This window comes from Plantactinospora endophytica, assembly GCF_016862915.1.
GTDB classification, from domain to species: Bacteria; Actinomycetota; Actinomycetes; order Mycobacteriales; family Micromonosporaceae; genus Plantactinospora; species Plantactinospora endophytica.
Genome location: NZ_BONW01000013.1, coordinates 188,899 through 213,350 on the forward strand (window position 1 = coordinate 188,899; position 24,452 = coordinate 213,350).

The 24,452-nt window shown below is 70.3% G+C and carries 18 protein-coding genes; 7 read left to right on the forward strand and 11 right to left on the reverse strand.

Going from position 1 to position 24,452, the window contains the following annotated elements:
• Window positions 1-82: 82 nt before the first annotated feature.
• Window positions 83-535 carry an iron chaperone gene (locus Pen02_RS13845; protein WP_203866406.1) on the forward strand — a complete coding sequence of 151 codons (453 nt, stop codon included), beginning with the start codon at window positions 83-85 and terminating at the stop codon, window positions 533-535.
• A gap of 99 nt (window positions 536-634) precedes the next feature.
• Here Pen02_RS13845 and Pen02_RS42535 read toward each other — a convergent pair whose 3' ends face one another.
• A complete protein-coding gene (locus Pen02_RS42535) occupies window positions 635-769 on the reverse strand; it encodes a hypothetical protein (RefSeq protein WP_275413575.1) in 135 nt (44 codons plus the stop codon).
• 161 nt (window positions 770-930) lie between these two features.
• On the reverse strand, window positions 931-1,527 hold the full coding sequence (locus Pen02_RS13850) for a TetR/AcrR family transcriptional regulator (protein ID WP_203866407.1): 597 nt from the start codon (window positions 1,525-1,527) through the stop codon (window positions 931-933).
• A 78-nt stretch (window positions 1,528-1,605) separates the two neighbouring features.
• Here Pen02_RS13850 and Pen02_RS13855 point away from each other — a divergent pair, with 78 nt between their 5' ends.
• A complete protein-coding gene (locus Pen02_RS13855) occupies window positions 1,606-2,634 on the forward strand; it encodes an SDR family NAD(P)-dependent oxidoreductase (RefSeq protein ID WP_203866408.1) in 1,029 nt (342 codons plus the stop codon).
• Between the two features lie 219 nt (window positions 2,635-2,853).
• On the opposite strand, the gene Pen02_RS42540 is transcribed toward Pen02_RS13855, so the two are convergent.
• Window positions 2,854-2,979, reverse strand: coding sequence for a hypothetical protein (locus tag Pen02_RS42540; protein WP_275413576.1), 126 nt, complete (start codon window positions 2,977-2,979; stop codon window positions 2,854-2,856).
• A gap of 18 nt (window positions 2,980-2,997) precedes the next feature.
• Between Pen02_RS42540 and Pen02_RS13860 the strand changes: the two genes are divergently transcribed.
• From Pen02_RS13860 to Pen02_RS13880, 5 genes are all read left to right on the forward strand, one after another.
• Window positions 2,998-3,366 carry a sensor histidine kinase gene (locus Pen02_RS13860; protein WP_203866409.1) on the forward strand — a complete coding sequence of 123 codons (369 nt, stop codon included), beginning with the start codon at window positions 2,998-3,000 and terminating at the stop codon, window positions 3,364-3,366.
• A 140-nt stretch (window positions 3,367-3,506) separates the two neighbouring features.
• Window positions 3,507-3,902, forward strand: a complete 396-nt coding sequence (locus tag Pen02_RS13865) for a GNAT family N-acetyltransferase (RefSeq protein WP_239140787.1) — start codon at window positions 3,507-3,509, stop codon at window positions 3,900-3,902.
• A gap of 283 nt (window positions 3,903-4,185) precedes the next feature.
• Window positions 4,186-4,677 (forward strand): SRPBCC family protein, encoded by a 492-nt coding sequence (locus Pen02_RS13870; protein WP_203866410.1) that lies wholly within the window; start codon window positions 4,186-4,188, stop codon window positions 4,675-4,677.
• A gap of 264 nt (window positions 4,678-4,941) precedes the next feature.
• Window positions 4,942-5,748 carry an SAM-dependent methyltransferase gene (locus Pen02_RS13875; protein ID WP_203866411.1) on the forward strand — a complete coding sequence of 269 codons (807 nt, stop codon included), beginning with the start codon at window positions 4,942-4,944 and terminating at the stop codon, window positions 5,746-5,748.
• Window positions 5,667-7,547 carry a putative bifunctional diguanylate cyclase/phosphodiesterase gene (locus tag Pen02_RS13880; protein WP_239140635.1) on the forward strand — a complete coding sequence of 627 codons (1,881 nt, stop codon included), beginning with the start codon at window positions 5,667-5,669 and terminating at the stop codon, window positions 7,545-7,547. The genes Pen02_RS13875 and Pen02_RS13880 overlap by 82 nt, the downstream gene beginning before the upstream one ends.
• 110 nt (window positions 7,548-7,657) lie before the next feature.
• On the opposite strand, the gene Pen02_RS13885 is transcribed toward Pen02_RS13880, so the two are convergent.
• From Pen02_RS13885 to Pen02_RS13920, 8 genes are all read right to left on the reverse strand, one after another.
• A complete protein-coding gene (locus Pen02_RS13885; protein ID WP_203866412.1) occupies window positions 7,658-10,723 on the reverse strand; it encodes a hypothetical protein in 3,066 nt (1,021 codons plus the stop codon).
• A gap of 527 nt (window positions 10,724-11,250) precedes the next feature.
• A complete protein-coding gene (locus Pen02_RS13890) occupies window positions 11,251-12,042 on the reverse strand; it encodes an alpha/beta hydrolase (protein ID WP_203866413.1) in 792 nt (263 codons plus the stop codon).
• A 339-nt stretch (window positions 12,043-12,381) separates the two neighbouring features.
• Window positions 12,382-13,674: a diaminopimelate decarboxylase gene (gene lysA / locus Pen02_RS13895; RefSeq protein WP_203866414.1), complete on the reverse strand. Its 1,293-nt coding sequence runs from the start codon at window positions 13,672-13,674 to the stop codon at window positions 12,382-12,384.
• A gap of 24 nt (window positions 13,675-13,698) precedes the next feature.
• Entirely contained in the window at window positions 13,699-14,532 is an 834-nt protein-coding gene (locus tag Pen02_RS13900) for a 2,3,4,5-tetrahydropyridine-2,6-dicarboxylate N-succinyltransferase (RefSeq protein WP_203866415.1), read from the reverse strand.
• Window positions 14,529-15,659: a pyridoxal phosphate-dependent aminotransferase gene (locus tag Pen02_RS13905; RefSeq protein WP_203866416.1), complete on the reverse strand. Its 1,131-nt coding sequence runs from the start codon at window positions 15,657-15,659 to the stop codon at window positions 14,529-14,531. Before Pen02_RS13905 ends, Pen02_RS13900 begins: the two co-directional genes overlap by 4 nt.
• Complete coding sequence (locus Pen02_RS13910; RefSeq protein ID WP_203866417.1) at window positions 15,656-16,345, reverse strand: class I SAM-dependent methyltransferase; 690 nt, start codon at window positions 16,343-16,345, stop codon at window positions 15,656-15,658. Before Pen02_RS13910 ends, Pen02_RS13905 begins: the two co-directional genes overlap by 4 nt.
• Window positions 16,342-17,265, reverse strand: a complete 924-nt coding sequence (locus tag Pen02_RS13915) for a pyridoxal-phosphate dependent enzyme (protein ID WP_203866418.1) — start codon at window positions 17,263-17,265, stop codon at window positions 16,342-16,344. The genes Pen02_RS13910 and Pen02_RS13915 overlap by 4 nt, the downstream gene beginning before the upstream one ends.
• Window positions 17,258-24,445 (reverse strand): non-ribosomal peptide synthetase/MFS transporter, encoded by a 7,188-nt coding sequence (locus Pen02_RS13920; RefSeq protein WP_203866419.1) that lies wholly within the window; start codon window positions 24,443-24,445, stop codon window positions 17,258-17,260. The genes Pen02_RS13915 and Pen02_RS13920 overlap by 8 nt, the downstream gene beginning before the upstream one ends.
• Window positions 24,446-24,452 lie beyond the last annotated feature (7 nt).

Genomic DNA, 24,452 nt, shown 5'->3' on the forward strand with positions numbered 1-24,452 from the left:
CGGACAGCTGGCCTCGACCTGACCAGAGGGCTGTGCAGCCCGCGACAATATGGACATCACGTCATTAAGGATTTGGTATCCCATGAGCAGCAACGACAACAGCACCTACGAGGGTTTCACGGCAGATGAGCGTGCCGCGATGAAGGAGCACGCTCAAGCGCAGAAAAAGGCAGCGCGCCCCGGCTCGCGGGCGGACAAGGCGGCGGAGGCGGAACGGGACGTGCTCGCGAAGATCGCCGAGATGCAGGATTCGGACCGGGCCATGGCAGAGCGCATTCATGCCATCGTCAAAGCCAGCGCCCCGGCTCTCGCCGCTAAACTCTGGTACGGGATGCCCGCCTACGCACTCGACGGCAAGATCGTCTGCCACTTCCAGCCTGCGGCGAAATTCAAGACGCGCTACGCGACGTTCGGCTTCAGTGACCAGGCGAAGCTGGACGACGGCGCAATGTGGCCGGCCGCGTTCGCCCTGACCGAGGTGACCGATGAGGTAGAGGCGCGGATCGGCGCCCTCGTGCAGCAGGCGGTGAGCTGATGCCGAATCGGTGCGGGCAACCGCCAGCGCACACCGAAGTGGTGGCGGCGTCGACGGATTGACCCGATCACACCGATCGCCGCCCGTACGCGATCGGAATCACGGAGCACGTCGTGGCCGCAGATGCGGGACCTGACCCGCGTTGGTGGGGACGAGGGTCGGCACGATCTGGACCATGCTGGTCTTGCCGGCCATGTTCTGGCCGAGCAAAGAGAAGATGACGGCCTCAGGCATCTGCGGTCGATGTCGTTGAGCATCACCTGGCGGCCGGATGACCTGCGCAGGCCGTACACGGCTATCGCCGGGCAGGTCGGGTGTTCGCCGCCGGCCCTGTGGGGTCCGGCAAAGTCGTTCGACTGGACTGGTTCAACGATCGCGGGACTCGCTTCGACCTGTCAGCGGGGCAGCGCGATCGTGGTCGCCCGCAACATCGCCGCCCGGACACCCTGGGGATCGTCGCCCCGCGCATGGCTGGCCAAAGCGGCAGTACTGACCGCCCCGGTCAATGCTCCGATCACGGCGGCTGCGGCGACCTCGTCCAGTTCTGCCGGATATGCCCGGTGCAGCGCGTCGGCCAGTTCGACCTGCGCCCCGAGCAGACGGTGCAGCATCCGGGCCAGCAGGGTGGGTGTCGACATCACCAGTCGGGCGCGCAGTGCGGCAAGGCCGTTGGCGTGGTCGCCGCTGGTGGTGTTGTTGATCATCTGGGTCATGACGCGGGCCAGCACGTCCGCCATCGGCTCCTCGGGTTGCCGCTCGGCGATGGTGCGTAGCCCGAGGTCGATGCGCGTGCCGGCGTCGGCGAACAGCACATCGTCCTTGCTCGGGAAGTGCAGGAAGAAGGTCCGGGTGGTCACCTCGGCGGCCGCCGCGATCTGGGCGACGCTGGTCTGCTCGTAGCCCTGTTCGGTGAACAGTCGCACGGCTGCGGCGATCAACGCCTGCCTGGTGCGTTGCTTCTTCCGTTCGCGTAGTCCCGCGCCATCCGTCATCCCGCTAACTTACTACATCGCGTGTATCGCTACACTGGATGAATCAGTTCATCGGATGTAGTGACGGGAGTGGTCGACATGGGAAGCCTGACCGGGAGGGTCGCCCTCATCACCGGAGCCGGCCGGGGCATCGGCCGCCAGGAGGCACTGTTGTTCGCCGCCGAGGGCGCGCTCGTCGTGGTCAACGATCCTGGAGTGGCGCTGGACGGGACGGGCGATGATGAGAGCGTCGCCGCCGCCGTGGTCGCCGAGATCACCGCACACGGCGGGCAGGCGGTCGCCAACACCGACAGCGTGAGCGATTGGGACGGTGCTCGTCGGATGGTCGACACCGCCGTCGACACCTTCGGTGACCTGCACATCGTGGTCAACAACGCGGCGATCGAACGTAACCGTGCGGTCTACTTCATGACCGACGAGGATTTCGACGTCGTGGCGGATGTGAAGCTGAAGGGCACGTTCAACGTGACTGCGGCGGCGGCCCGGCATTGGCGGTCCCGCTATCAGGCCGGTGATCGAACCGATCGGGCGGTCGTCAACACCGCGTCGGGTTCTGGACTGCTCAACCCGCTGCCCGGCCAGTCCAACTATGCGGCCGCCAATGCTGGCGTGGCGGCCATGACCGTGGTGCACGCCCTGGAGTTGGGGCGTCTCGGTGTGCGGGCGAACTGCCTGGCACCGTCCATGATCCGTACCCGGATGACCCTGCCGGTGCCGGGTATGCAGGACGTCCCACCCGCCGGTGACTACGACCCGCGTTCGCCGGCCGTGATCGCGCCGGTCGCCGCCTACCTGGCCAGCGCCGGCTGCCCGCTCACCGGTCAGGTGCTCTCCGTGCGCGGTGGCTCTGTGATCATCAACAAGGGCTGGTCGCAGGGGCCTCGGGTGGACAAGGACGATGCCCTGTGGACCGTCGAGGAACTGGCCGCACGGATCGCGGAACTGCCTCGTGACGATCCGTTCGACGTGCTCGCGGAGGCGCTGGGTGGTGCGGTAGGCGCGGCCGATCACGCCAAGATGGCCGCCATGATCGAGGCCGGACTTGAGGAAAGCGAGCAGTACCGGAACATGGTCGACGACCGGGTGGCCGACACCAGCGCCCACTGACCGGCCAGGCACCACTGCCGCTGGGCGTGGCCGGTGCTGTGGATCCTGGCTGAGAGATGCCCGTAGCTCGCTGGTCACCACTGCGCACAACGCCGCGGGAATCGGACGTCTCATGTCGGTGGAGTGTCAGGCCGCAGGTGGCCGTCCCCCTTGAGCAGGCAGTCAAGGGGGACGGCAACGGCTCTCCAAGCGTCAGCACGCTCGGCGAACCCGCCTGGCTCAGCCCGGCGCGACGAGCTGCCGGCCCAGTGCCACGATCGGTTTGACGCTGGTGTGCAGCAGGAGCGACTGATCGATGCCCTGCTCACCCTGGCCCGCAGCCATGCCGGCATCGAGGTCCGCCATCCATTCGACCTCGGCGAAGTGATCACCGAGGTGGTCGGTGTCCGCCGGCCGCCGGACGTCACACTGCGTACGTCGGTTGCACCGTGCCCCGTGACCGGGCACCGCGCCCTCACCGAGCGGCTCGTCGTGAACCTCCTGAGCAACGCGATCCGGCACAACGTGCCCGGCGGCTGGGTCGAGGTGTCCTGTGGCTCGGGCATGTTGACCGTGACCAACACCGGCCCGACCGTGCCCGCGACCGAGATCGAGCGCCTCTTCCAGCCGTTCCAGCGACTGGGCGAGCACGGACAGGGCCGGGCCTGGGACTCGGTCTGTCGATCGCGCGGGCGATCGCCACCGCGCACGACGCGCCCGTCACGGCGACACCGAGACAGGACGGCGGCCTGACGATCACGGTCATGTTCGCCTGACCCGATCGCGCATCGGGCCACTTCGGTGTTCGCAAGACTTCGAGCCGGCCACCGCCGAGACGCATCGTGCCGAACAAGACCGGCGTTCTCCAACTCCCCGTGACGGCATCGCCTTTCCTGGCCGAACGGGCGCGAAGTGATTTGCGCTCGCACTCGGGCTTCCTCGACATCGTGGACGGGATGGGACAGCCCGGGAAGCCCAAGCGCACCGAAGGGGTTGTCGGGTACATCGTCAAGCCAGATGCTGCCGGCAAGGGGGTGGCAACCGAGGTGACTCGCGGCCTCCTGCGGGCCGCGTTCGACCACCTCGGGCTTCGGCGCGTCACGGCGGGTTGCAACGCCGACAATCCGGCGTCGGCGAGGGTGCTCGAGAAGGCTGGCATGAGACGTGAACAGCACGGTGTGGAGGACTCCTGGCATGCCGAACTCGGTTGGGTAGACGGCTATCAGTACGCGATCCTCGCGCGTGAATGGCAGCATGCGGTACGCGGCGGATCGCCGCAGCGTTCCTGACAGGCCGACCGGCCCGCACGACCGCACGCTGCGGACGACCGGAACGCCCGGATCTGCCGCACGGCGTGCCTTGGGGGCGTGGCCAGAGGTACCGACGCGAACCTCGACTACGGCCTGGCTGGCGCGCTGCTCATGGACCTGGCCCTGGCGGGCGGCGGCCTCGGCGCCGGCCGGCGCCCTGAACTGAGGCCGCGATCTTGGGTCAATGAAATAAGTGCCGAGATCAGTGCGCGCCCGGCGCTGGTAACGTGCGCTCGTTCACTCGAATCTGGAGCGCGCTGCCATGAAGTACACCGTCTCGATCGAGATCGCCCTGCCGCGGGAGAAGGTAGCCCAGTTGCTGGCCGACCCGGTACATCTGCCGAAGTGGCTGCGGGGCATGGTGCTGCACGAGCCGCTCAGTGGCGCACACGGGCAGGTCGGCACCACGTCGCGGGTCGTGATGCAGATGGGCAAGCAGAAGATCGAGTGCACCGAGACCATCACCCGCCGGGAACCGGTGGACCTGCACGGGATTCCGAGGGAGAGCGTCGTTCACTTCGATCGCGAGATCGTCGGCGAGGGCATGTGGAGCGCCGTGCGCGACCGACTGACCGAGGCCGGTCCGCAGACGACGCTCTGGCAGAGCGAGAGCGAGTACCGGTTCAATGGTCTGCTGATGCGGCTGGTGGGGCTCTTGATGCCCGGCACCTTTCGCAAGCAGTCGCAACAGCACATGCAGGACTTCAAAGCGTTCGCCGAGCACGGAGAAGACGTCCGCGACGCAAAGGCTTGATCAGCGGTCTTTCCGGCAGCGCCGGTTGGCCGACCGCCGGCCGGCCCAGCCGGTGTCCGGCGACAACACCCTTGGATCATGCGTACGACAGGGGCAGTAGGTCGTACCGGGTCGAGGCGGGGGATGGGTATCGATCCGTTGGTCAGCTAGGGTTGGGCCCACGATCACGGCCCGACGGAGTACGCGAAGCACGTTGTTGTTGGTCGCGGCCCTGCCCCGGGCGCGGTTTCGGCGGGCAGTGCGGGCTTGACGAGGAGGGCAGCGATGGAGCGGCCGGACTGGGCACCCGAAGGCATAGACCTCAGCAAGGCGAGCGTCGCGCGCGCCTACGACTACTGGTTGGGTGGCTCCCACAACTTCGCCATCGACCGTGAGTTTGCCCGGCAGGCCATCGCGGCAGTGCCGGACCTGCGACTGGTGGCGCGGGCGAACCGGGAGTTCCTGCACCGCGCCGTCCGCTTCATGATCGACATGGGGATTCGTCAGTTCCTGGACATCGGCTCGGGCATTCCGACCGTCGGTAACGTGCACGAGATCGCCCAGAAGGTCGTGCCGGACGCCCGGGTGGTCTATGTGGACATCGATTCGGTGGCGGTGGCACACAGCCAGCAGATCCTGTCCGGCAACAAGTTCGCCACCGCAATCCAGGAGGATCTGCGCCGGCCCGAAGTCATCCTCGACCATCCGGCGACCCGGGCCCTGCTGGACCTGGACCAACCGACGGGACTACTGCTGGCGTCGGTCGTGCACGCGATCCCCGACGAGGACGACCCGTACGGCATCCTGAACCGGCTGCGTGCGGCGCTCTGCCCGGGCAGCTACCTGGCCATCAGCCACGTCACGACCGACAGCCGCCCCGAGGAGCTGGGCGAGGGGGCGCGGTTGAGCGGTCGGACCACCACACCGGTCACGGCCCGTACCCGCGCGCAGGTCGAGCGGTTCTTCGACGGACTCGAACTGATCGAACCCGGCGTGGTGTGGTCACCCCTGTGGCGTCCGGACTCTCCCGAAGATGTCGGGGATCATCCAGAGCGGATGAGTTTTTACGTAGGAGTTGGGCGTACGGTGTGACCGGCCATCGCGATGCCGGTTCCCCCGAGGACCGGTACCGTCACGGCCTGGACACGTTCGCGCGGGCGTGGGCGAAGGCGTTGCACCGGGCGCATTACGTGCCGATCAGCGCCGCCGAGCGGTACCGGATCGTCAGGTCGCTGGCCGAACGGCTCGTCGGCGGCCTGTTCGCCGAGCCACCCGACCCCACCGCCGGGATCGGTGTCGGGAAGGATCTCGTCGCCGCCGGGTTCGCGTCTCCGGACGCGCTGGGTCGCACCATCGCGATCCTGAACACCCGGCTCGCGGCCGACCTCGGACTGCCCGCCGACGCCGCGATGCCCATCCGGCTGACCGCACTGTTGGAAGGACTGGCGGCCGGGTTCACGGCTGCAGTCCATGACCGCAGCCTGGACGCCCAGGATGCCGTCCGGCTGGCCGCGTTGGCCGCGCAGACCCGCGCCGAGCAGGCACTCCGAGCCAATGAGGCCCGCTTCCGGCATCTTGCCACCCACGACGCGTGGACCGACCTGCCCAACCGGACGCTGTTCGTAGAACGGCTGGACCGCGTCCTCGCCACCGGGCCGCCGTCGAGGCGGGTGGGCATGTGCTGCATCAACCTGGACGAGTTCGCCACGGTCAACGACATCCTCGGTCACGACGTGGGCGACCGGTTGCTGGCGGCGACCGCCGACCGGCTGCGGGCCCTCGCCGAACCGGCCGGCCATCTGGTCGCCCGCTTCGACAGCGACCAGTTCGCGATCCTGATCGAGGGCACCACCTGTGCCGAGGACGCCGTCAAGGTCGCCGACCAGGCGCTGAACGCACTGGCCGAGCCGTTCCACATCGACAACACCGAGATACCCGTCACCGCCAGTGCCGGAGTCGCGGAGCGGTCCGTCGGGTCCGGTGACACCGCCGAGCTGATCCGCGCCACACAGATCGCGCTGCACTGGGCGAAGGCCGACGGCAAGGCCAGGTGGGCGCTGTTCGCACACGAGCGTAGCGCCGCCGATGCCGAGCGCTACCGACTGTCCGCAGCCATGCCGGCGGCTCTGCGCCACGGTGAGTTCGCCCTCGCGTACCAGCCGCTGGTCGACCTGCGCGACGGTCACATTGCCGGCGTCGAGGCGCTGGCCCGCTGGCATCACCCGCGCCTCGGCGTGCTGGGCGCCGGGCAGTTCATCGAACTCGCGGAGCACACCGGCCTGATCGTGCCGCTCGGGCACCGACTGCTGGAGCAGGCCTGCCAGCAGGCGAGCACCTGGCAGCAGGACGGGTACGGGCTTTACGTCAACGTCAACATCGCCGTCCGGCAACTCCACCAGACCGGGCTGGTGGCATCCGTCGCGCAGATCCTCGACCGCACCGGCCTGGCGCCGTACCGGCTGCAACTGGAGGTCACCGAGCACGCGGTCATCGAACTGACGGACCCGATCCGGGCCACCCTGGCCGCTCTGGTCGAACTCGGTGTGCGGATCGTCATCGACGACTTCGGCACCGGGTACGCCAACCTGGCCAACCTGCGTACCCTGCCGTTGCGTGGGCTCAAGCTCGATGGCAGCTTCACCCGGCCCGCGCCACGGATCGGGAAACCGCCACCGCCGGCAGTGCGCCAGCCGGACGACACGGCTTTCCTGGCCACCGTCGTCGCCCTGGGCCACACGCTCGGGCTCACCGTCACCGCCGAAGGTATCGAGACCGCCAGCCAGGCCCGGCGCATGCGCGCCGCCGGCTGCGACACCGGCCAGGGCTGGTACTTCGGCCGGCCCGCATCGCCGGGCGAGATCACCCGACGCGTCGCCGACGAGCGACGCTGATCGCAGGTGGGCTGGCCGCCCGGGTGAAGGCTGTCCAGCACCAGTCGCCGTTGCCCTCACTTCGGTGAATGGCACGTTGCCGGCGCCCGGAGGCGCCGGCAACGCTTGTGTCAGGGGCGGGTCAGGCTCGTGGCGATACGGAGCCCGGTGAGTGTGTCGTTCATCCAGGGCAGCCGCTCGTGGTGAAGCCCGGCGGTTATCTGGTCCGCCCATTCCTCGTACCGCTGCAGCAGTGTCGCGGTGCGGGACCGTGCGCTGGTGACCAGGCAGTCGCCGAGCGGGTCACCGGGCAGGTTGGACGAGTCGACCGCAGGCTCGCAGGGCAGTTTGAGACTGACCTGGTTGCGTAGCGGGCGGCTGGGGTCGAGAGAACAGGGCGAGCTTCCACAGAACGCGTAGTTCTCGCCCGCCTTTCCATAGGCGTTGCCTATCTTGGCATCCGTCGGCATGTTCACCGGGATCTGGTACTGCCCGAACAGGTGCGCGGACAGCACGTCGTCCGAGTCCAGTGCGTTGGGCAGGCCCAGCCGGGTGTACGCCTGGAGCAGCCGCGCCGCCGTGTTCATCTTCTTCAGCGCGTTGGGCACCGGCCCGCTGACCTGGGTGGTCGAGTCCCGAACCCGGTCGTACATGGACTTCTGCCGGTCCTGGAGGAAACTGCGCAGGGTCGACGTCAGCGAGGCGTCCACCGCCGCGTTGTCCACCTGGGTCGCGGCCCACGAGAAGGTGGACTGCCCGGATGGCCACTTTTGGGCCAGGCCCTGCTCAGGCGGGGTTTCCCGGTCGCACATGAACGTCAGGCAGTCGACCTTGTAGAGCTCCTCCTCGGGCCAGGTGTAGTGGGTGGTCCGTGCGTTCTGCCAGGGCGCGGAGGAGTTCAGCCGGAACCTGCTGTGGATATCCAGCCGCAGGTTGCCCCAGAAGCGGATCATTCCGTGCTCGTAGCCGTCCGCGCGTACGAAGTACCAACTCGGCGTGTAGCAGTAACTGACCTCGGGCAGCTCCCGTACGCCGGCCGGCGGCTCGCCAAGACGCGGCGTGTAGGCGTACTGGAGCATCCGCACCACGTTCGACATGTTGCCGTAGCTCACGTTGCTGGGACGGTTGATCGGGCCGGCGGCGCCGCTACAGTGCGGCACCGTCGACTCGTCTGCCTTCGCCGGCGCCGGGGCGAGCGGCTTGTCCGTGTCCCAGAACAGGTCGTACGCCTTGGGGGTCTTGACCTGGATGCCGTTGGCGTCCGGCTCCCAACGGACCTGGATCTCGTTGGTTCGGAAGGCGGCCAGCGCGGTCGACAACTCGTTGGTGGCCGCGACGTAGTCGTTGGCCAGCCCCCTGATCAGGGCGTTGGCGTTGCCGTTGACCGGGCGACCGAAGCTGGCCGCGAGGTCCATGATGCGCGTGCCCTCCGCCTCGATCTGCCCCGGGCGGCCGGCACTGATCTGAGCGGCGTAGGTCGGGTTCTGCAGCAGCAGCATGGCGTACGACTGCGCCCCGAGGTTCCACACCGTCGGGTTGCCGACCGGCGTCGCTGGTTCGGCGATCGACGGGTCGCGCCAACTGGCTATCCGAGCCAGGTAGTTGATCGACCGGGCCTCGCCGAAGCTGTTGAGCACGTTGGTCGGGTCGAGCGCCGGGTTGTCGGCGTCGGTCTTGGGCACTACGAAGGAGGCGCCGCTGGCCAGCACCGTGGAGGTCAGATGGAACTCGTTCTCCGGCCCGAGGAACTCCCCGTACGTCGGAATCGGCTGGCCGAAGTTCTCCAGGTAGCCGATGTACCGGTTGATGTCGGCACGGGCGTCGTGCAGGACGGCGTCACCGATCGCGGCCAGCACGGTGGCGGCGACGTCCTCCAGGCGCAGGCCGAGCTGGGCGACCTGCTGCTGCACGAGGCTGATCTGCGCGGTGTTGCCGGCGATCGCCTCGTTCAGCCTGTCGAACTGGGACATCATGTTCGCGTACACCGTGTTGATCTGAGCCTCGACACGCGCGAAGCTGGCGCGCATCTCGTTGCCGAGAGCCCGTACCTCGTCGCGCAGCGCTTTGACCTGGGAAAGGATCTGCTGGTCCAGCGAGGGTCCGCTCTTGCCGAAGAGCCCGATGACCGACATCACGGCGCCGAAGATGTTGCCGGTCATCGCCAACGTGGCGGTGCTGAAGATCGCGTCCGCCAGGCCTCGGCCGGCGATCGCCGCCGCGTACTTGGAGATCGTGCTGACCGTGGTGAGGACCGCTTCGCCGATCACCTTGGCCTTCTTGCCGGCGTCGGGGTCGGCGAACCCGATGATGGTGGAGACCATGCCCAGCCCGGTCTTGATGTCGGAGATCTTCTGCTGCCGCTCCTTGTCCCGATCCTCGGCGGCCTTCTTGGCCGCCGCGGTGCAGGCGGCGCTCGGCGGCCCGTCCGGCGGGCACTTGGGATCGGTCTCGCCGATCTCCTGACGGATGGCCACGCTCATGTCGAGTAGCTGCGTGTGCAGGGATCCGACCTGCTGCTTGGCCGCGTCGACGTACGCCGCCGGGTCGCCCTGGAGCGCCAGGATCGCGTCGAGGTCCACAAGCGACAGTGCGGGGTCGTCCTTGAGGTCATCGTAGGTGCTGGTTACGTCCACCCCTGCCGGTGTACCGAGCACGGCGTTCCAGGCGGTGGCGAACGGCACGTTGGCTGCCGCCGTTTGGCGGACCGCGGACCACACCGCGGCGAGCGCGTCGTCACGGCCGCGTAGCCACTGGGCGGTGCGCAGCGCGCCGGACGCGAGCTCTTCGCGGGTGTCCCACGGCTCGACCGTCTTGCCGATCACGGCGCCGACCAGGCCGGTGATCTCCGGCGAGGTCCGGGTGTCGCCGCCGGGCACGCCGAGCAGGACGTCGACGGACTTGAGTACCAGGTCCTGCTCGGGTACCAGTGAATCGAACGCGGTCAGCGAGTTGTCGAGCAACTGCCTCCGCGCCGCGAGGTGGGTCTGTGCCTGCTGGGCCGTGGCGCCCGGGTGCAGGCGGTACCACTGGACGAACTCGGCCGACAGCACGGCGGTCTTGATCCGATCGGAACCCTGGAGATGATTCTCGGTGACCTGGCCGAAGGCTCGGTCGGTGAGCGCCGCTTGGGGTACGGGGACCGGACTGGCCGCCGCAGGTGTGCCGAACAGCACGCTTGCCGCTGTGACTGCGATCATGGTCGCGACGGCAGCCCCGCGTCTTGCCCGCGAGGAACGATCAATTGTCATAACGCCAAAGTATTCGGTAAATGTATAACGATGTTGAAACGATGTTGATCTACCATTACACCGTTTGGTGCAGGCGACGAATCTGTGGGTGCCGATTACTGCGGGTGAATGCGTGAGCTGCTACAGAGGTTGAAGCGCTGACGTTTGGTTGATGTGGCGGTGGTCGGTGGGGTGGGGATCCCGATCCGCACCCTCCCGGCGGCGTCGACCGACTTCGAGTTCCGCCCGCGAGGCAGACGGCCGCGCCGCGACCAGCTCGTGCAGCGGTGCCAGCCCTTCCCGGACCCTCGGCCAGCCGACCCCGTGCCAACCGTCGACCCTCCTGCTGCCTCTCTCCCGCCGTGCATGGGTAACAGCACCACGAAGTCTCGCTCGGCGACGCCTGCGGCCAGTAGTCGCTCGCGGGCCCGCCGGTACGCCTCCGCCGATCCTGGTCCGGCAGTCGGACTTCGCTCACGGAAGTAGAACTCTGCCGTTCACTTCGTTGCGATCCGGTCGAGGAGGAACAGCGCCGTGGCGTCGATGACCTCGTCGAAGTGCCCGCTGTTGCCGGGGTAGTGGAATCCGTGTTCGGCGTGTTCGTATTCGAGTAGCGTGCACTCGTTGCCGGAGCGCACCATCGCGTCCCGGAACTGCCGCACAGAGTCGATAGGCTCGACCTCGTCGTGGGTGCCGTGGTGGATCTGCATCGGCGGATTCCCCGGCCGCACGAACTCGATCAGCGAGTACTCGGTCAGTCTGCCCGCCGCGATACCGACCTGCTGTTCGAGGCGGCGCTGCACTTCCGGCTCGAAGGAGCGCAGATTCAATCCCGCAGGATTGAGGCCCACCACGGCGGCGATGCCGGGCTCCGGTGCCGTGGTGGACGCCTCCGGGGTCATCGCCGCAACAGTCGCGAGATGTGCACCGGCTGAGCTCCCACCCGAGGCCAGGTGCGGCGCTTCGAGCCCGCGCACCGCTGCCAGTCGGCCGAACTGCTCGACCGCACGCCGAACATCAGCAATACAGTCGTCGATGCTGGCAGCGCCACGACCGAGCAGCCGATACCCGGCTGACACCGCGAAGATTCCGCGCGACGCCAATTTCCGGCAATGCGGGGCGAGCCCGTCGGCCGATCCCTCGCGCAGGGCGCCGCCGTGGAACAGGACGATGCCGGCACGCGGCGGTGTGCCGTCGCCCGGCTCGAAGACCAGCAAGGGCAGCTCCCTGCCGTCGGCGGCCTGATAGAGCATCGAGGACTCTCGACAGGCCGGCACCATGAACGGCATTCGACCATTGACCACGTCCGTCTGCAAGAGAATTGGCAAGGTCGAACACCGGGACACGTCGCCATGCGTGGGTGCGAAGCGTGAGCGATAGTGGTGCCACCGGGCTCGGGCCTGGTGGCATCGGCGCCAGTCGGACCGGGCCAGATGGAACTCGAGGTCCAGGAGTCGGTGCAGTTCGCCGCATGGTCGCCGTGGTCAGCCGGCGCTGGATCTCGGGAACGGTCGGCGCGGTCATTCCGCAGTCGGCGGGCGGGGTCTGGACGGTTCGTACCTGAAGTCGATCGCGCTGCTGCAACGCAAGCTCGGTGACCCGTGGAAGGCGGGCGGCTACTGCCTTGGTCACCGGACCGTTGACGGGTTCCGCCGCACGCTCAGCACGGTCGCCGGGAACCGCAGGGTGGCCTGCTGGTCGGCGACGGTTTCGGCCCGGCGGATCCGGCTGACGGTGCCGTCGGCGTGCAGCAGCAGTTCCTGCGGGCGCAGCCGGCCGTTGTAGGTGAAGCCCATCGACCAGCCGTGGGCCCCGGTGTCGTGGACGATCATCAGGTCGCCGACGTCCGTACGGGGCAGTTCGCGCTGCACCGCGAGCTTGTCGTTGTTCTCGCAGAGCGACCCGACCACGTCCACCACCTCGGTGGGGCGGGACTGCCCGTCGAGCACGGTCACGTGGTGGTAGGCGTCGTACAGCGCGGGACGCATCAGCGCGCTCATCCCGGCGTCCACCCCGATCATCGTGCGCGCCTTGTGCATCCGGTTGATCACCCGGGTGACGAGTACGCCGTGCGGACCGGTGACCGCCCGTCCACTCTCCAGGTGCAGCCGGGGTCGCCGCTGTCCGGTGTGCCGTTCCCAGCGTTCGAGTTGCGCCGTGATCGTGGCGCCGAAGTCCTTCAGGTCGAACGGTGTCTCGCCGGGCCGGTACGGGATTCCGATGCCGCCGCCGAGGTTCACCGACGACACGGCGACGCCGGCCTCGTCCCGCAGCCGTACCGCGAGGTCGAGGAGGGTGCCGAGGGTCCGCGAGAACGGCTCGGCGTGCATCAGTTGCGAGCCGCGCATCAGGTGCAGACCGATGTCCTCGACCCCGGCGGCGGTCGCCGTCGTCACCGCGGGTACCAGGCGGTCGGCCGGGATGCCGAACTTGGCGGACTCGGTGTCGCCGAGCAGGCCGGCGTGCACGGTGCCGTCGGCTGCCGACGGGTGCAGCCGGAACGCCAGCCGGGCCGGGGGCGGACCGAGGGCGAGGAGCTGTCGCAGCACGGCCTCGTCGTCGATGGTGACCAGGGCACCGACGTGCAGGGCCTCGACCAGCTCGTCTCGGGGGGTGTTGTTGGAGGTGAAGCAGATGTCGGCGCCGGTCGCACCGGCGGCTGCCGCCGCGGCGAGTTCGGCCGGGGAGCTGGCGTCGAAGCCGAAGCCGTACCGGGCGACGACGGCGAGCACGGCCGGGTTCGGTAGCGCCTTGACGGCGAAGAACTCGCGGTACCCGGTGCCGGCGAAGGCGTCGTTGAACGCCGCGCAGGTCTCCTCGATGCCGCGCTCGTCGTAGATGTGGAAGGGGGTTCCGAAATGCTCGGCGACGTCCCGCGCGATCGGCTCGAACCGTGCGGCGAACGACGGACTCATCGGCATGGGGGTCTCCTGACGCTCGGATGCTCAGCCGGCGGTGTCGTGTGCCCGGAAGACGTCCTGGAGCGCGAGTGCGTCCGGGGTTTCCCCCGGTGCCAGGCGGTGGATGACGAGCAGGCAGGGCGCGCCGAACTCGCCACCGGGATGCTGCCGGGGGTAGGTGGCGGCCACGCACACCGACCATGCGGGCGCCTCGCCTCGGGGCAACTCGTCGCCGGTGAGGCTGTCGAAGACCCGGGTCCGGCCGGTCAGCAGGACACCGGCGCCGAGCTTGGCACCGGTCCGTACCCGGGCGCCCTCGACGAGGATGGCGCGGGAGCCCACGAACGCGTGGTCTTCCACGACGACCGGGACCGCGCCGGCGGGTTCGAGGACACCGCCGATCCCGACGCCGCCGGAGAGGTGGACGTCGCGGCCGATCTGTGCGCAGGAGCCGACGGTGGCCCAGGTGTCGACCATCGTCCGGGCGCCGACGTGGGCGCCGATGTTGACGAAACTCGGCATGAGTACCACCCCGGGCTCGAGGTGGCTGCCCCAGCGGGCGATCGCCCCGGGTACGACACGGACCCCGGGAAAGTCGCTCTTGAGGGGTAGGCGGTCGTGGTGGTGGAACGGACCCGCCTCCGTCGGCCGCAGGTCGAGGACCCGGAAGCAGAGGATGATCGCCCGTCGGGCGCGCTCGTCGGAGTGCACCGAGCCGGTGTCGGGGTCGAGGTGGAAGACCCGGGCCTCGCCACGGTCGAGGAGGTCGACGGCGGCGACCACGATCTCGCGCGCTTGGCCGTCGTCCGGGGTGAGGCTGTCGCGCCGCTCCCACAACTCGTCGATCTCGGCTGGTACGGGGCTGGTCAGGTCGGTCACCGGCGGCTCTTCTCCTGGTCGGCGGGAAAACGGGAACGGACGGGAGCGAGTCGTTCCCGGAGCAGGGCGGGGTCGACGACCGCGGCCAGCCGTACGTGGTCGGCACCGGTGGGTCCGTAGACGTCGCCGGGAGTCGTCACGATTGCGTACTCGGCGGCGAGGCGGTCGGCCCACTGTCGACCGGATCCTTCGGGCGCCCGGGCCCAGACGAACATGCCGCCCTCGGGTGGTCGGCACTCGACGCCGATGTCCCGCAGCAGCGTGACCAGCCCGTGCACCCGGTGCTGGTGGCGCTCCCGCTGCACGTCGGCGTGGGCGTCGTCGGCCAGCAGGTCGGCCGCGACCCGCTGAGCCGGCCCGGGTGAAATCAGACCCACCTCCCGGCGCCACCCGACCACCGTGCGGACCAGTTCGGGGTCGCCGGCGAGGAGCCCGACCCGCAGGCCGGGGACGTGCGAACGCTTCGACAGACTGTGTACGGCGAGCACACCGGCGATCCCGGTGGCGAGTACGGTCCGGGGCGGACCGGCCCAGCACAGTTCCGCGTACGCCTCGTCGCTGACCACCGGGACGTCGTGCCGCCGTCCCCACTCGGCGATCACCGGCAGCGGCTCCGACAGGCCGGTCGGGTTGCCCGGACTGGTGACGAACAGGCACACCGCCCGCTCGGCGACCTCGGTCGGCAGGGCCGCGACGTCCATCCGCCCCTGCTCGTCGGTCGGCACCCGCCACACCCGCAGCCCGGCGAACTCCGCGCCCGCACGGTAGGGCGGGTAACTCAGCGCCGGTACGAGCACGGTGTCCCGGTGTCCTGTGGTGCGGTGGCGCAGCAGCGCCGGCAGCGTCGCCACGCACTCCTTGGCGCCGACGCAGGGCGCCACCGCGTCGACGGGCACCGCGACACCGAACCGGCGGGCGAGGTAGTCGCGGCCGGCGGCCCGGAATCGCGGCGATCCTGCGGTGGCCGGATAGTTCGTCAGATCCGACGGTTCCGGCCCGGCCATCGCCAGTGCGGGCGGCGAATCGGGCGGTATCCCGAGGGAGAGGTCGAGTACCGGATGCCCCGACGCAGCCGCGAGGGCCAGCGCCCCGGCACGGCTCCACGGACCCGGGGCCGGGTCGCTCACCGGGCCCGGGCCACGGCGACCGAGCGGATCCGCTCACCGGAGATGGGACGGTGGTAGCGGTAGGTCAGGCCGGTGGCCGAGGCGAAGCCCGCCGCGTACGCCGCGTCCACCAGGTAGTCCACGGACAGCCAGTGGAACCCGTTGACGCCCGGGGCGGGACAGGCTGCCGCGTCGGACGGCGGGCCGTCGTTGGAGACGACCAGCGTGCCGGGCCGTTCCGCACGGTCGAGCCAGTCGTGTACCCGGGCCAGCACGGGTCCGACCGCACCCGACGCGTGCAGGTGGCCCAGGACCCCGTCCAGGTAGACGACGGCGAAGTCGTCCTCGGGAGCCCACCGGGTCAGGTCGGCGCAGACCGCCGGCACGCCCTTCGCGGTGGCGAGTTCGACCGCCCTGGGCAGCGCGTCGACGGCGAGTACCCGGTGGCCGGCGGCGACCAGGTCCGCCTCCACGGCCGCGTTGCCGCTGCCGAGGCTGAGTACGCCGGCCGGGTCGCCGTCGAGCGCGTCGACGAGGAGCTGTCCGATCCACCGCCGGTACTCGGGGGACCACGTCGCCGGGGTGACCGAGTCGCCGTACGCCTCGCCGCGCTCCCAGACGTCGAAGATGCTCTTCCGGTCGTCGAGTTCGCGCATGTAGAAGGTGACGAGATCGTCGAGTTGGTGATTGCCGGTGGTGGCGTTCATCGTGGGTCCTCCTGGAGTTCGTCATGGGCTTCTCGCCCGCCGAGAAGCACGACGTGGCTCCCGGGTCCGAGTGGTTCGCGGGCGGCGTGCGCGAGCAGGCCCGCGAGCGCGACCGCACCGCCCGGTGTGGGGTACAGGTGGTGGTCGGCCAGGACGGTTGCCGCCTTGACCATCGCGTCGTCGTCGACGCCGTGGACCTGGCCGCCCACCTCGCGCAGCACGGCCATCGCCTCCGGGCCGTGCAGCGAGTGCCAGCTCGCCAGCGGCATGTTGACGGCGGTCGTCACCAGCCGGTGCGGGATGAGCGGGGTGTATTCGCCGGGCCAACTGGTGCCGACCGGGTTGTTGTCGAGGCAGGTGACGCCGTGCAGGACGGTCGGCCAGCCGAGGGCCCGTGCCCGGCGGCCGATGCCGGCCAGGGTGGTGCCGTTGCCGACCGGGACCCACAACGTCGCCGGAGGCCGGTCCAACTCGTGGTGCAGTGCCTCGACGACGTCGCCGGCACCGGAGAGCACCGCAGCGGCGAAGGGGCCGTCGACGTTGCCGTCGGCGGCACCGAGTCGCGCCGCGTACCGGGGAGTCTGGTCGTGGACCTCCTCGTAGGTGCCCTCGACGATCACCGTCCGCGCGCCCAGCCGGCGGATGTCCGCGCCGCCGTCGTTGCCGACCGAGGGCATCAGCACCGTGCATTCGAGGCCGCTGGCCCGGGCCGCCACCGCCATCGCCCGGCCGTAGTTGCCGCAACTGGTGATCACGACGTGGTCGTATCCGAGGGCACGGGCGTGGGCGGCCACGGCCTGCGCGGACGGCTGCTTGTGGCTGCCCGAGGCGTACCGGCTCTCGTCGCGGGCCAGCACCCGCGCGCCGGGCAGCAGCGCGGAGATGTCGACGGTCGCGGCGGATGTTCGCGGGCTAGACACGGGCGGCCAACTGCTCGTCCGCGAGGCGCTGCATCTCGTCCCGGTCACCGAGCCGGGCCGGCGGCAGGGCGTCGGGCAGGTCGTCCTCGAGGTTGCGCAGCACCGGGTTGCGCCACCCCCGGTACGCCCATGCCAACTGGGCGAGTCCGCTGAGCACCACCAGGAACGCGAGGCCCCGGCCGGGTCCGGTGCCGAGTACCGCCCCCACCGACGAGGCGAGTGCCCCGCCCGGTTCGAGCAACGGGCGTATCCAGGTGTCGGCCAGCGGGGCGACGACGAGGTAGCCGAGCGGCGTGGCCAGCATCATGACCGACAGGAAGAGCGCCAGGACCCGGCCCTGCAACTCGAAACCGACCTTGGTCTGGATCATGGCGATGAAGTGGGCCTCGGCCACCGCGACCCCGAGGGCCAGACCGAACATGCCGACCGTCGCGCACCACGCCGTGGGAACCAGACCCGCCAGCGCCATCGCCAGGCTCGCGGCGGCCATGGCGAGCAGCACGCCGTCCATCCGACGCCTGGTGCCGCCCCAGAGACCCATCACGAGCGCGCCGACCAGCCCGCCGACGCCACCCGCGCCGAGCGCGAACCCGGCCGCCGCGGGCGAGTGCTTGATCAGCAGCATCGGGGTGACCACCGCGAAGCCGAGGGCGAACAGTAGCTGGTCGACGGTGAAGAACCACATCGCGGCCCGGAGGCCGGGGCGGCGGACGATGTAGGCCCAACCCCGGGAGATCTCGGTACGGAAGTTCTCCTCACGGCGGCGGAAGGCGAGGTCCGGGATCCTCGCCCACAGCAGTGTGGCGACTCCGACCAGGAACGTCGCGAGGTCCACCAGGAGTACCCCCGTGACGTCGACCAGCGCGTACAGGGCCGCACCGAGCAGCGGGCCGAAGACCGCGCTGATGCCCACACCGAGCTGGCTGATCCCGTTCGCGTGCCCGAGGTAGCGCTTCGGCACCATCTGCGCGACGGCGGCGAGGTACGCCGGACGTTGGAACGCCCCGGCCACCGACGTGATCGTGACGGCGAGGAAGACGTGCCAGAGCGCCAGGCCGTCGAGCAGGACGAGCAGCGCCACCCCGGCCACGGCGAGGGCGGAGCCGACGTCACTGGCGATCATCACCCGGCGGCGGTCCCAGCGGTCGGCGACGGCCCCGCCGACCGGTCCGATCAGGACACCGGGGAGCACCGCGATGGCGCTCAGCACCGCGAACGCACCCACCGAGCCGGTGTGGGCGAACACCCAGATCGACAGTACGAACGAGCTCAGGCCGCTGCCGATCATCGACACCAGTTGGCCGGCGGTGACCAGGGCGAACAGTCCGAGGCGTGGTTCCGGTCCGGGGAGCGGTGCCGCCGCTGGCGAGGAACGGGGCCGGTCCGGCGCTGCCAGACCGGTCAGCGCACCGGCGAGTTCCTCGGCGTGGGTGCCGACGAAGAAGTGCCCGGCGTCGGGCAGCACGGCCTGGTCGACGTCGGACGCGACGTGGGTCCACTCGCGTACCCGCTCGGCGTGGTGCTCGGTGACCCGGTCCCGGCTTCCGACGATGCTGCGTACCGGCGCGCGCAGCGGCGTCACCGTCCGCGCCCGGTAGAGGTCGGTGAAGTAACGTTCGGCGTCCCGCGCGTCGTGCCGTACGTTGCGCAGCGCGAACTCGACGTCCTCCGGGTCGGTGAGGTCGGTGAAACCGCCCCGGCCGCGCAGGTAGGCGATCAGCTCACGGTTGGAGGTGAACCGGTCGGTCGGCACCAGCCGGTAGATCCGGTCGAGCAACCGGCCGGGGAGCCGGGCGGTCGGGAAGCCGGCACCGAGCCCCACCCCGACCAGATCCAGGCCCCGCTCCTCGGCCTGACGCGCGATCTCCACGGTGACGGCGACGCCGAGGCAGTGCCCGTAGAGCAGCACCGGTCCGCGCAGTCCGGCCATCTCGTCCACGACCCGGGAGGCGACCTCCTCGGCGGGTCGCAGCGGCTCGTCCGGCCGGGTGGGGTCGTGTCCGGGCAGCTCGACGGCGTGCAGCGCCCAGGTCTCGGGGAGGGCGAGCGCGAGCGGGCGGTACGCGATCGCGTTCCCTCCCGAGTAGGGGACCGCGACGACCGTGACGCCGCCGGCGTCGACGTCGGCGTCGTCCGGGGTGAGCCGGTGCAGCAGACCGGCGCCGCGTGGGGCCCGTGCGTCGAGTACCTCGGCCAGCGCGCGTACGGTCGGGTTCTGGTAGAGCTCGATCAGGGTCACCTCGGCGTCGAGGCGCCGCACGACGCGCAGGGCGGCGAACGAGTCTCCGCCGAGGGCGAAGAAGTCGTCGTCGGGCTCCAGCGCGGCCGGCTCGCCCAGGTCGAGGACGTCGACCCAGGCCCGGGCCACCCGCAGCTCGACGCTGCTCAGCGGTGTCCGGTCGGTCGGGCGGCCGGTGGCCAGGCGGTCGGTCGGCGTGGGGAGGGCGCGGCGGTCGAGTTTGCCGTTCGGCGTCGTGGGCAACGACGCGAGGAGGGTGATCTGGGCCGGGACCAGGTGCCGGGGCAGCCGGGTGGCGAGCGTCGCCCGGATCTGCTCCGCCGACCAGCTCTGCCCCGGGTCGCGGAGCACGACGTGGCCGACGAGCTGATCGATCCCGCGTGCCGTGGTGTGCACCGAGGCAGCCGCCGCCTGTACCCCGGGCAGGGCGGTGAGGGCGGCCTCGACCTCGCCCAGTTCGATCCGATGTCCGTTGATCTTGACTTGGTCGTCGAGGCGGCCCAGGAAGTCCACCACGCCGTCGCGGCGCCGCCGGGCGCTGTCACCGGTGCGGTAGAGCTTGCCGCCCGGGCGGGTCGGGTCCGGAAGAAACCGTTGGGCGGTCAGCTCGGGCCTTCGGTGGTAGCCGTCGGCGACCCCGAAACCGCCCAGGTAGAGTTCCCCGACCACGCCGTGCGGTACGGGTGCGCCGTGGCGGTCGAGGACGTGCATCCGATGGCCGGGAAACGGGCGCCCGATCGGCAGCGGCGCGTCGTCGGGCAGGTCGTCGACCTCACCCTCGAAGACCGTGTTGTCGACGGTGACCTCGGTGACGCCGTAGGCGTTGGCGACGCGGGCATGTTCGCCGACGATCCGTCGGGCCAGCCTGTACTCCCCGACGTGCCACTTCTCCCCGCCACCGATCAGTACCCGCATCGACGGCAGTCCGCGACCGGTCGCGTCGAGGTGGTCCAGCAGCCGGCGCAGCACCGCCGGTACCAGCTCGAAGAACGCCACCTGCTCGTCCCGGATCAGGTCGGCGAGGCTCTCCGGGCGCAGCAGCACCTCCCGGGGTGCCACCACCAGCCGGCCACCGGTGCACAGGCCGCGCAGGGTCTCCGCGACGAACATGTCGAAGGAGAAGCTGGCCACCTGGAGATAGCTCCACTCCGGACTCAACCGGTAGGTGTGCTGCCAGCCGGCGACCATGGCGACCAGACGGTCATGGGTGATGACAACGCCCTTGGGCCTACCGGTCGAGCCGGAGGTGTAGATCATGTATGCCGGTGAGCCGGGCGCCACCCGGGGCAGCGGCGGCACGTCGAGGTCGTCGTCGGGGAGCCGGTCGAGGCGGACGACCTCGACGCCGTCGGCCGGCTCGGGGACCGTGACGTCGCTGCGGGTCAGCAGCATGCCCGCCGCGCTGTCCGCGAGCATCATCGCCAGCCGGTCGCTTGGATAGCCGGGGTCGAGCGGCAGGTACGCGGCGCCCGTCTTGAGCACCGCCCACATGGCGACGAAGAGGTCGCGGTCGCGCTCCAGGCAGATGCCGACCAGGACTCCCGGCCCGGCCCCGAGCCCGACCAGCCGGTGGGCGAGCCGGGTCGCGGCGGTGTCGAGTTCGCCGTAGCTGACGGTGGTGCCGTCGACGAGCAGCGCGGGGGAGTGTGGAGCTTTCCGCGCCCACCGCTCGACGAACTCGTGCACCCCGTGCAGCGGCGGGACCTCGATGTCGGCCAGGTCGGTGCCCTGGTGCCCCTCCAGGATGTCGTTCCGCTCGGCGTCCGACAGCATGTCCAGCCGGCTGATCGGCAGCTCCGGGTTCCGGCAGCCGGCGTCGAGCAGCGCGACCAGGTGGTCACCGATCGCCTCGACGGTCCGCCCGTCGAACAGCTCGGTGGCGTAGTCCAACGTCAGCACCGTACGGCCGTCTACAGTGTCGATCGCCACCGCGAGGTCCAGCATGGCGGCGGCGGGCGGCTCGTCACCGGCGTACCGGATGCCACCGGTCGTCGGCTCCGGCAGGTTGTGCACGCTCAACGAGACGGTGCTGACCCGATTCCGGCCCCGCCCCACCGGCAGGTCCGCCGCGCCGACGATGGCCGGGGTGGGCAGGTACTGGTGAGCGAGGTCCTCGACGACCGAGGTGGCGAGCCGGTTCACCAGTTGGGTGATGCTGGGATCGTCGCGGAGGTCGCCGCGGAAGGGCAGCACGTTGACGACCGGGCCGACGAGGTCGACGGTCTCGGGGTCGGTGCCACGGCGGGCCGTCGGGGCGAGCACCGTGACGTCGGTGATCCCGGTGTACCGGTGCACCAGGGCCTGCACGGCGGCCAGCGCCACGACGAACAGACTCGTGTGGTGCCTTCGTGCCTGCTCGTGCCAGCGACGGACCTGGTCATGGTCGAGGGTACGGGCGATCCGCTGGACGGCGAAGGTCCGCTGTGCGGGCCGTGGCCGGTCGGTGGGCAGGGCCCAGGTCGTGTCGAGCCCGGCGAGTCGGCGGCGCCAGTAGCCGACCAGCTCGGCGCTCCGGGTGGCTGCGGCGTCCCGGCCGACCAGCCTGGCCAGGGCCGTCGCCGCCCGGCCGCCGACCTCGGCGTCGTCGCCTTCGGTGGGCCCGGCCTGGCCGAGCAACCGGCCGAGGTCGTCACCGAACACCGCCGCCGACCAGCCGTCGAAGCCGATGTGGTGTACGACGAGCAGCAGCTCGTCTCCGGCCGTGCGACGCACCAGCAGCGCCCGCACCGGCAGCGTCCCGGACAGGTCGAACGGGACGCGGGTGGCCGCCTGCCGGGCCTGCCGCGCCTGCCGGTCCGCCTCGTCGGGTGGCGCGTCCCGCAGGTCGAGCGTGTCGAGCACGACGGTGTCGTCGTCGGCGACGACCCGGCACGGACGGTCGTCGACGAACCGGATCTGTTGCCGCAACGCGGGGTGCCGCCGGGCCAGCCGGCGCAGGACGTGGCGCAGCCGGTCGGGTTCGACCTGGAGCGGCAGGCGGTACCGGATACCGAGCGTGTGTACCGGCAGTTCCACCAGGTGTTCGGTGACGACGAAGTCACGTTGTAGCGGTGTCAGCTCGCCGTTGTCCTGGACGGCCGCGTCGGCCGGCGGTGCCGACCCGGCGTCGACGGGCGTACCCGAGGCGCGGACCGTTGCCACCAGGTCGCCGAACCGGGGCCGGGCGAGTACCTGGGACAGGGCGATCTCCAGGTGGTGTTCCCGGTATAGCCGGGTGACCAGCCGGATCGCCGCGAGCGAATCGCCGCCCTGCTCGAAGAAGTGGTCGTCGTCGGTGACACTGTCGACGCCGAGCAGCTCCGACCAGATCCGCCGTACCGAGGACGGGGCACCGGAGACGTCGTCGTCGCTGGTCGCCCGCTGCTCCGCGTCTGCTGCCGCACCGGCCTTGGCGCGCAGGTCGGCACCGGCCGCGACGAGCGCGGCACGATCGATCTTGCCGGAAACCGTTCTCGGGAAGCGCGGGTGCGTGGTGATCGAGTGCGGGCGCAGGAAGACCGGCAACTCCTGCGCGACGTACTCCCGTACCACCGCCGGATCGGCCGGCCGGTCGTCCCCGCCGGCGGCGAGCAGGTGTGCTCGCAGGATCGGTCGACCGTTCAGTTCGTCGACCTCGACGGCCGCCTCCAGCACCCCCGGCGCGCGGGCCAGTACCGCCTCCACCTCGGCCGGCTCGACCCGGAAGCCACGGAGTTTGACCTGGCGGTCGAGCCGGCCGAGGTACTCCAACTCGCCGTCCGGACGTCGGCGCACACGGTCGCCGCTGCGGTACTCCCGACCTCGACCGCCGTCGTCGACGAACCGGCGACCGGTCAGTTCGGCGTCACCGAGGTAGCCGGTGGCGACGCCGTCACCGCCGATCCACAGTTCGCCGATCCCGTCCTCGACCTCGGCACCGGTCTCGATGTCGAGCACCCGGCAGGTGACGCCCGGCAGTGGCCGCCCGATCGGGACCGGATCGTCGCCGGTCCAGGTGGACAGTTCGGCGGTGGTCGCCACGACGGTGGTCTCGGTGGGGCCGTAACTGTTGACCAGCCGTACCCCGGCCGGCGCGTGCCGCTGCCAACGGCGGACCGCTTCCGCGCGCACGGCCTCCCCACCGATCACCACCGTCCGCAGCTGCGCGGGCAGGGTCGCCTCGCCCCGATCCAACGACACCAGCAACTCGAGCCAGTACGCGGTCGGTAGTCCCAGGACCGTGATTCCCCAGCCAGCACAGGTTTGCAGGAAGAGGTCCGCCCGCCCGATCATCCGTTCGTCGCGCACGACCACGGTCGCCCCGGTGCACAGCGGCAGGAAGATCTCCTCGATCGAGGCGTCGAAGCTCAACGAGGCGAACTGCAACATCCGGTCACCCGACCCGAGCCGGTAGACGCCGGACGCCCGCCGGCAGTAGTGCGCCAGTGCGCGCAGCGGCACCACGACGGGCTTCGGCTGACCGGTGGAACCCGAGGTGACGATCACATAGGCGGGATCGTCCGCCCGGCAGGAATCCCGCTGGTCGGAGTGCTCCGCCGCCAGCAATGCCTGGAACGTCGACCGGGGCACGCTGCCGGGTTGGTCCGTCGGCGCGTCCACCAGTTCCAGGACCGGCGCCACCTGCTCCAGGATCCGGGTACGCCGGGCCGCCGGGTGCGCGCTGTCGAGTGGCAGCCAGGCGGCCCCGACGCGCAGGATGCCGAGGATCGCGGTGATCGCCGCCGCACCACGCGGCAGACCGAGCGCAACGATGTCACCGCGCCGGACACCCCGCGCCCGCAGGCCGGCGCCCACCCGGGTCGCCCGCTCCAACAGGGCGGCGTAGGTCAGCGACTCGTCCCCGTCCACAACGGCCACCACGTCCGGGAAACGCGCTGCGACCTGCTCGACCAGTCCGTACACGTCCGCGACGTCGTCGGGCGTGTCACACCGCGCGGTCCTCGACGAGGACCGTACGGGCACGCTGACG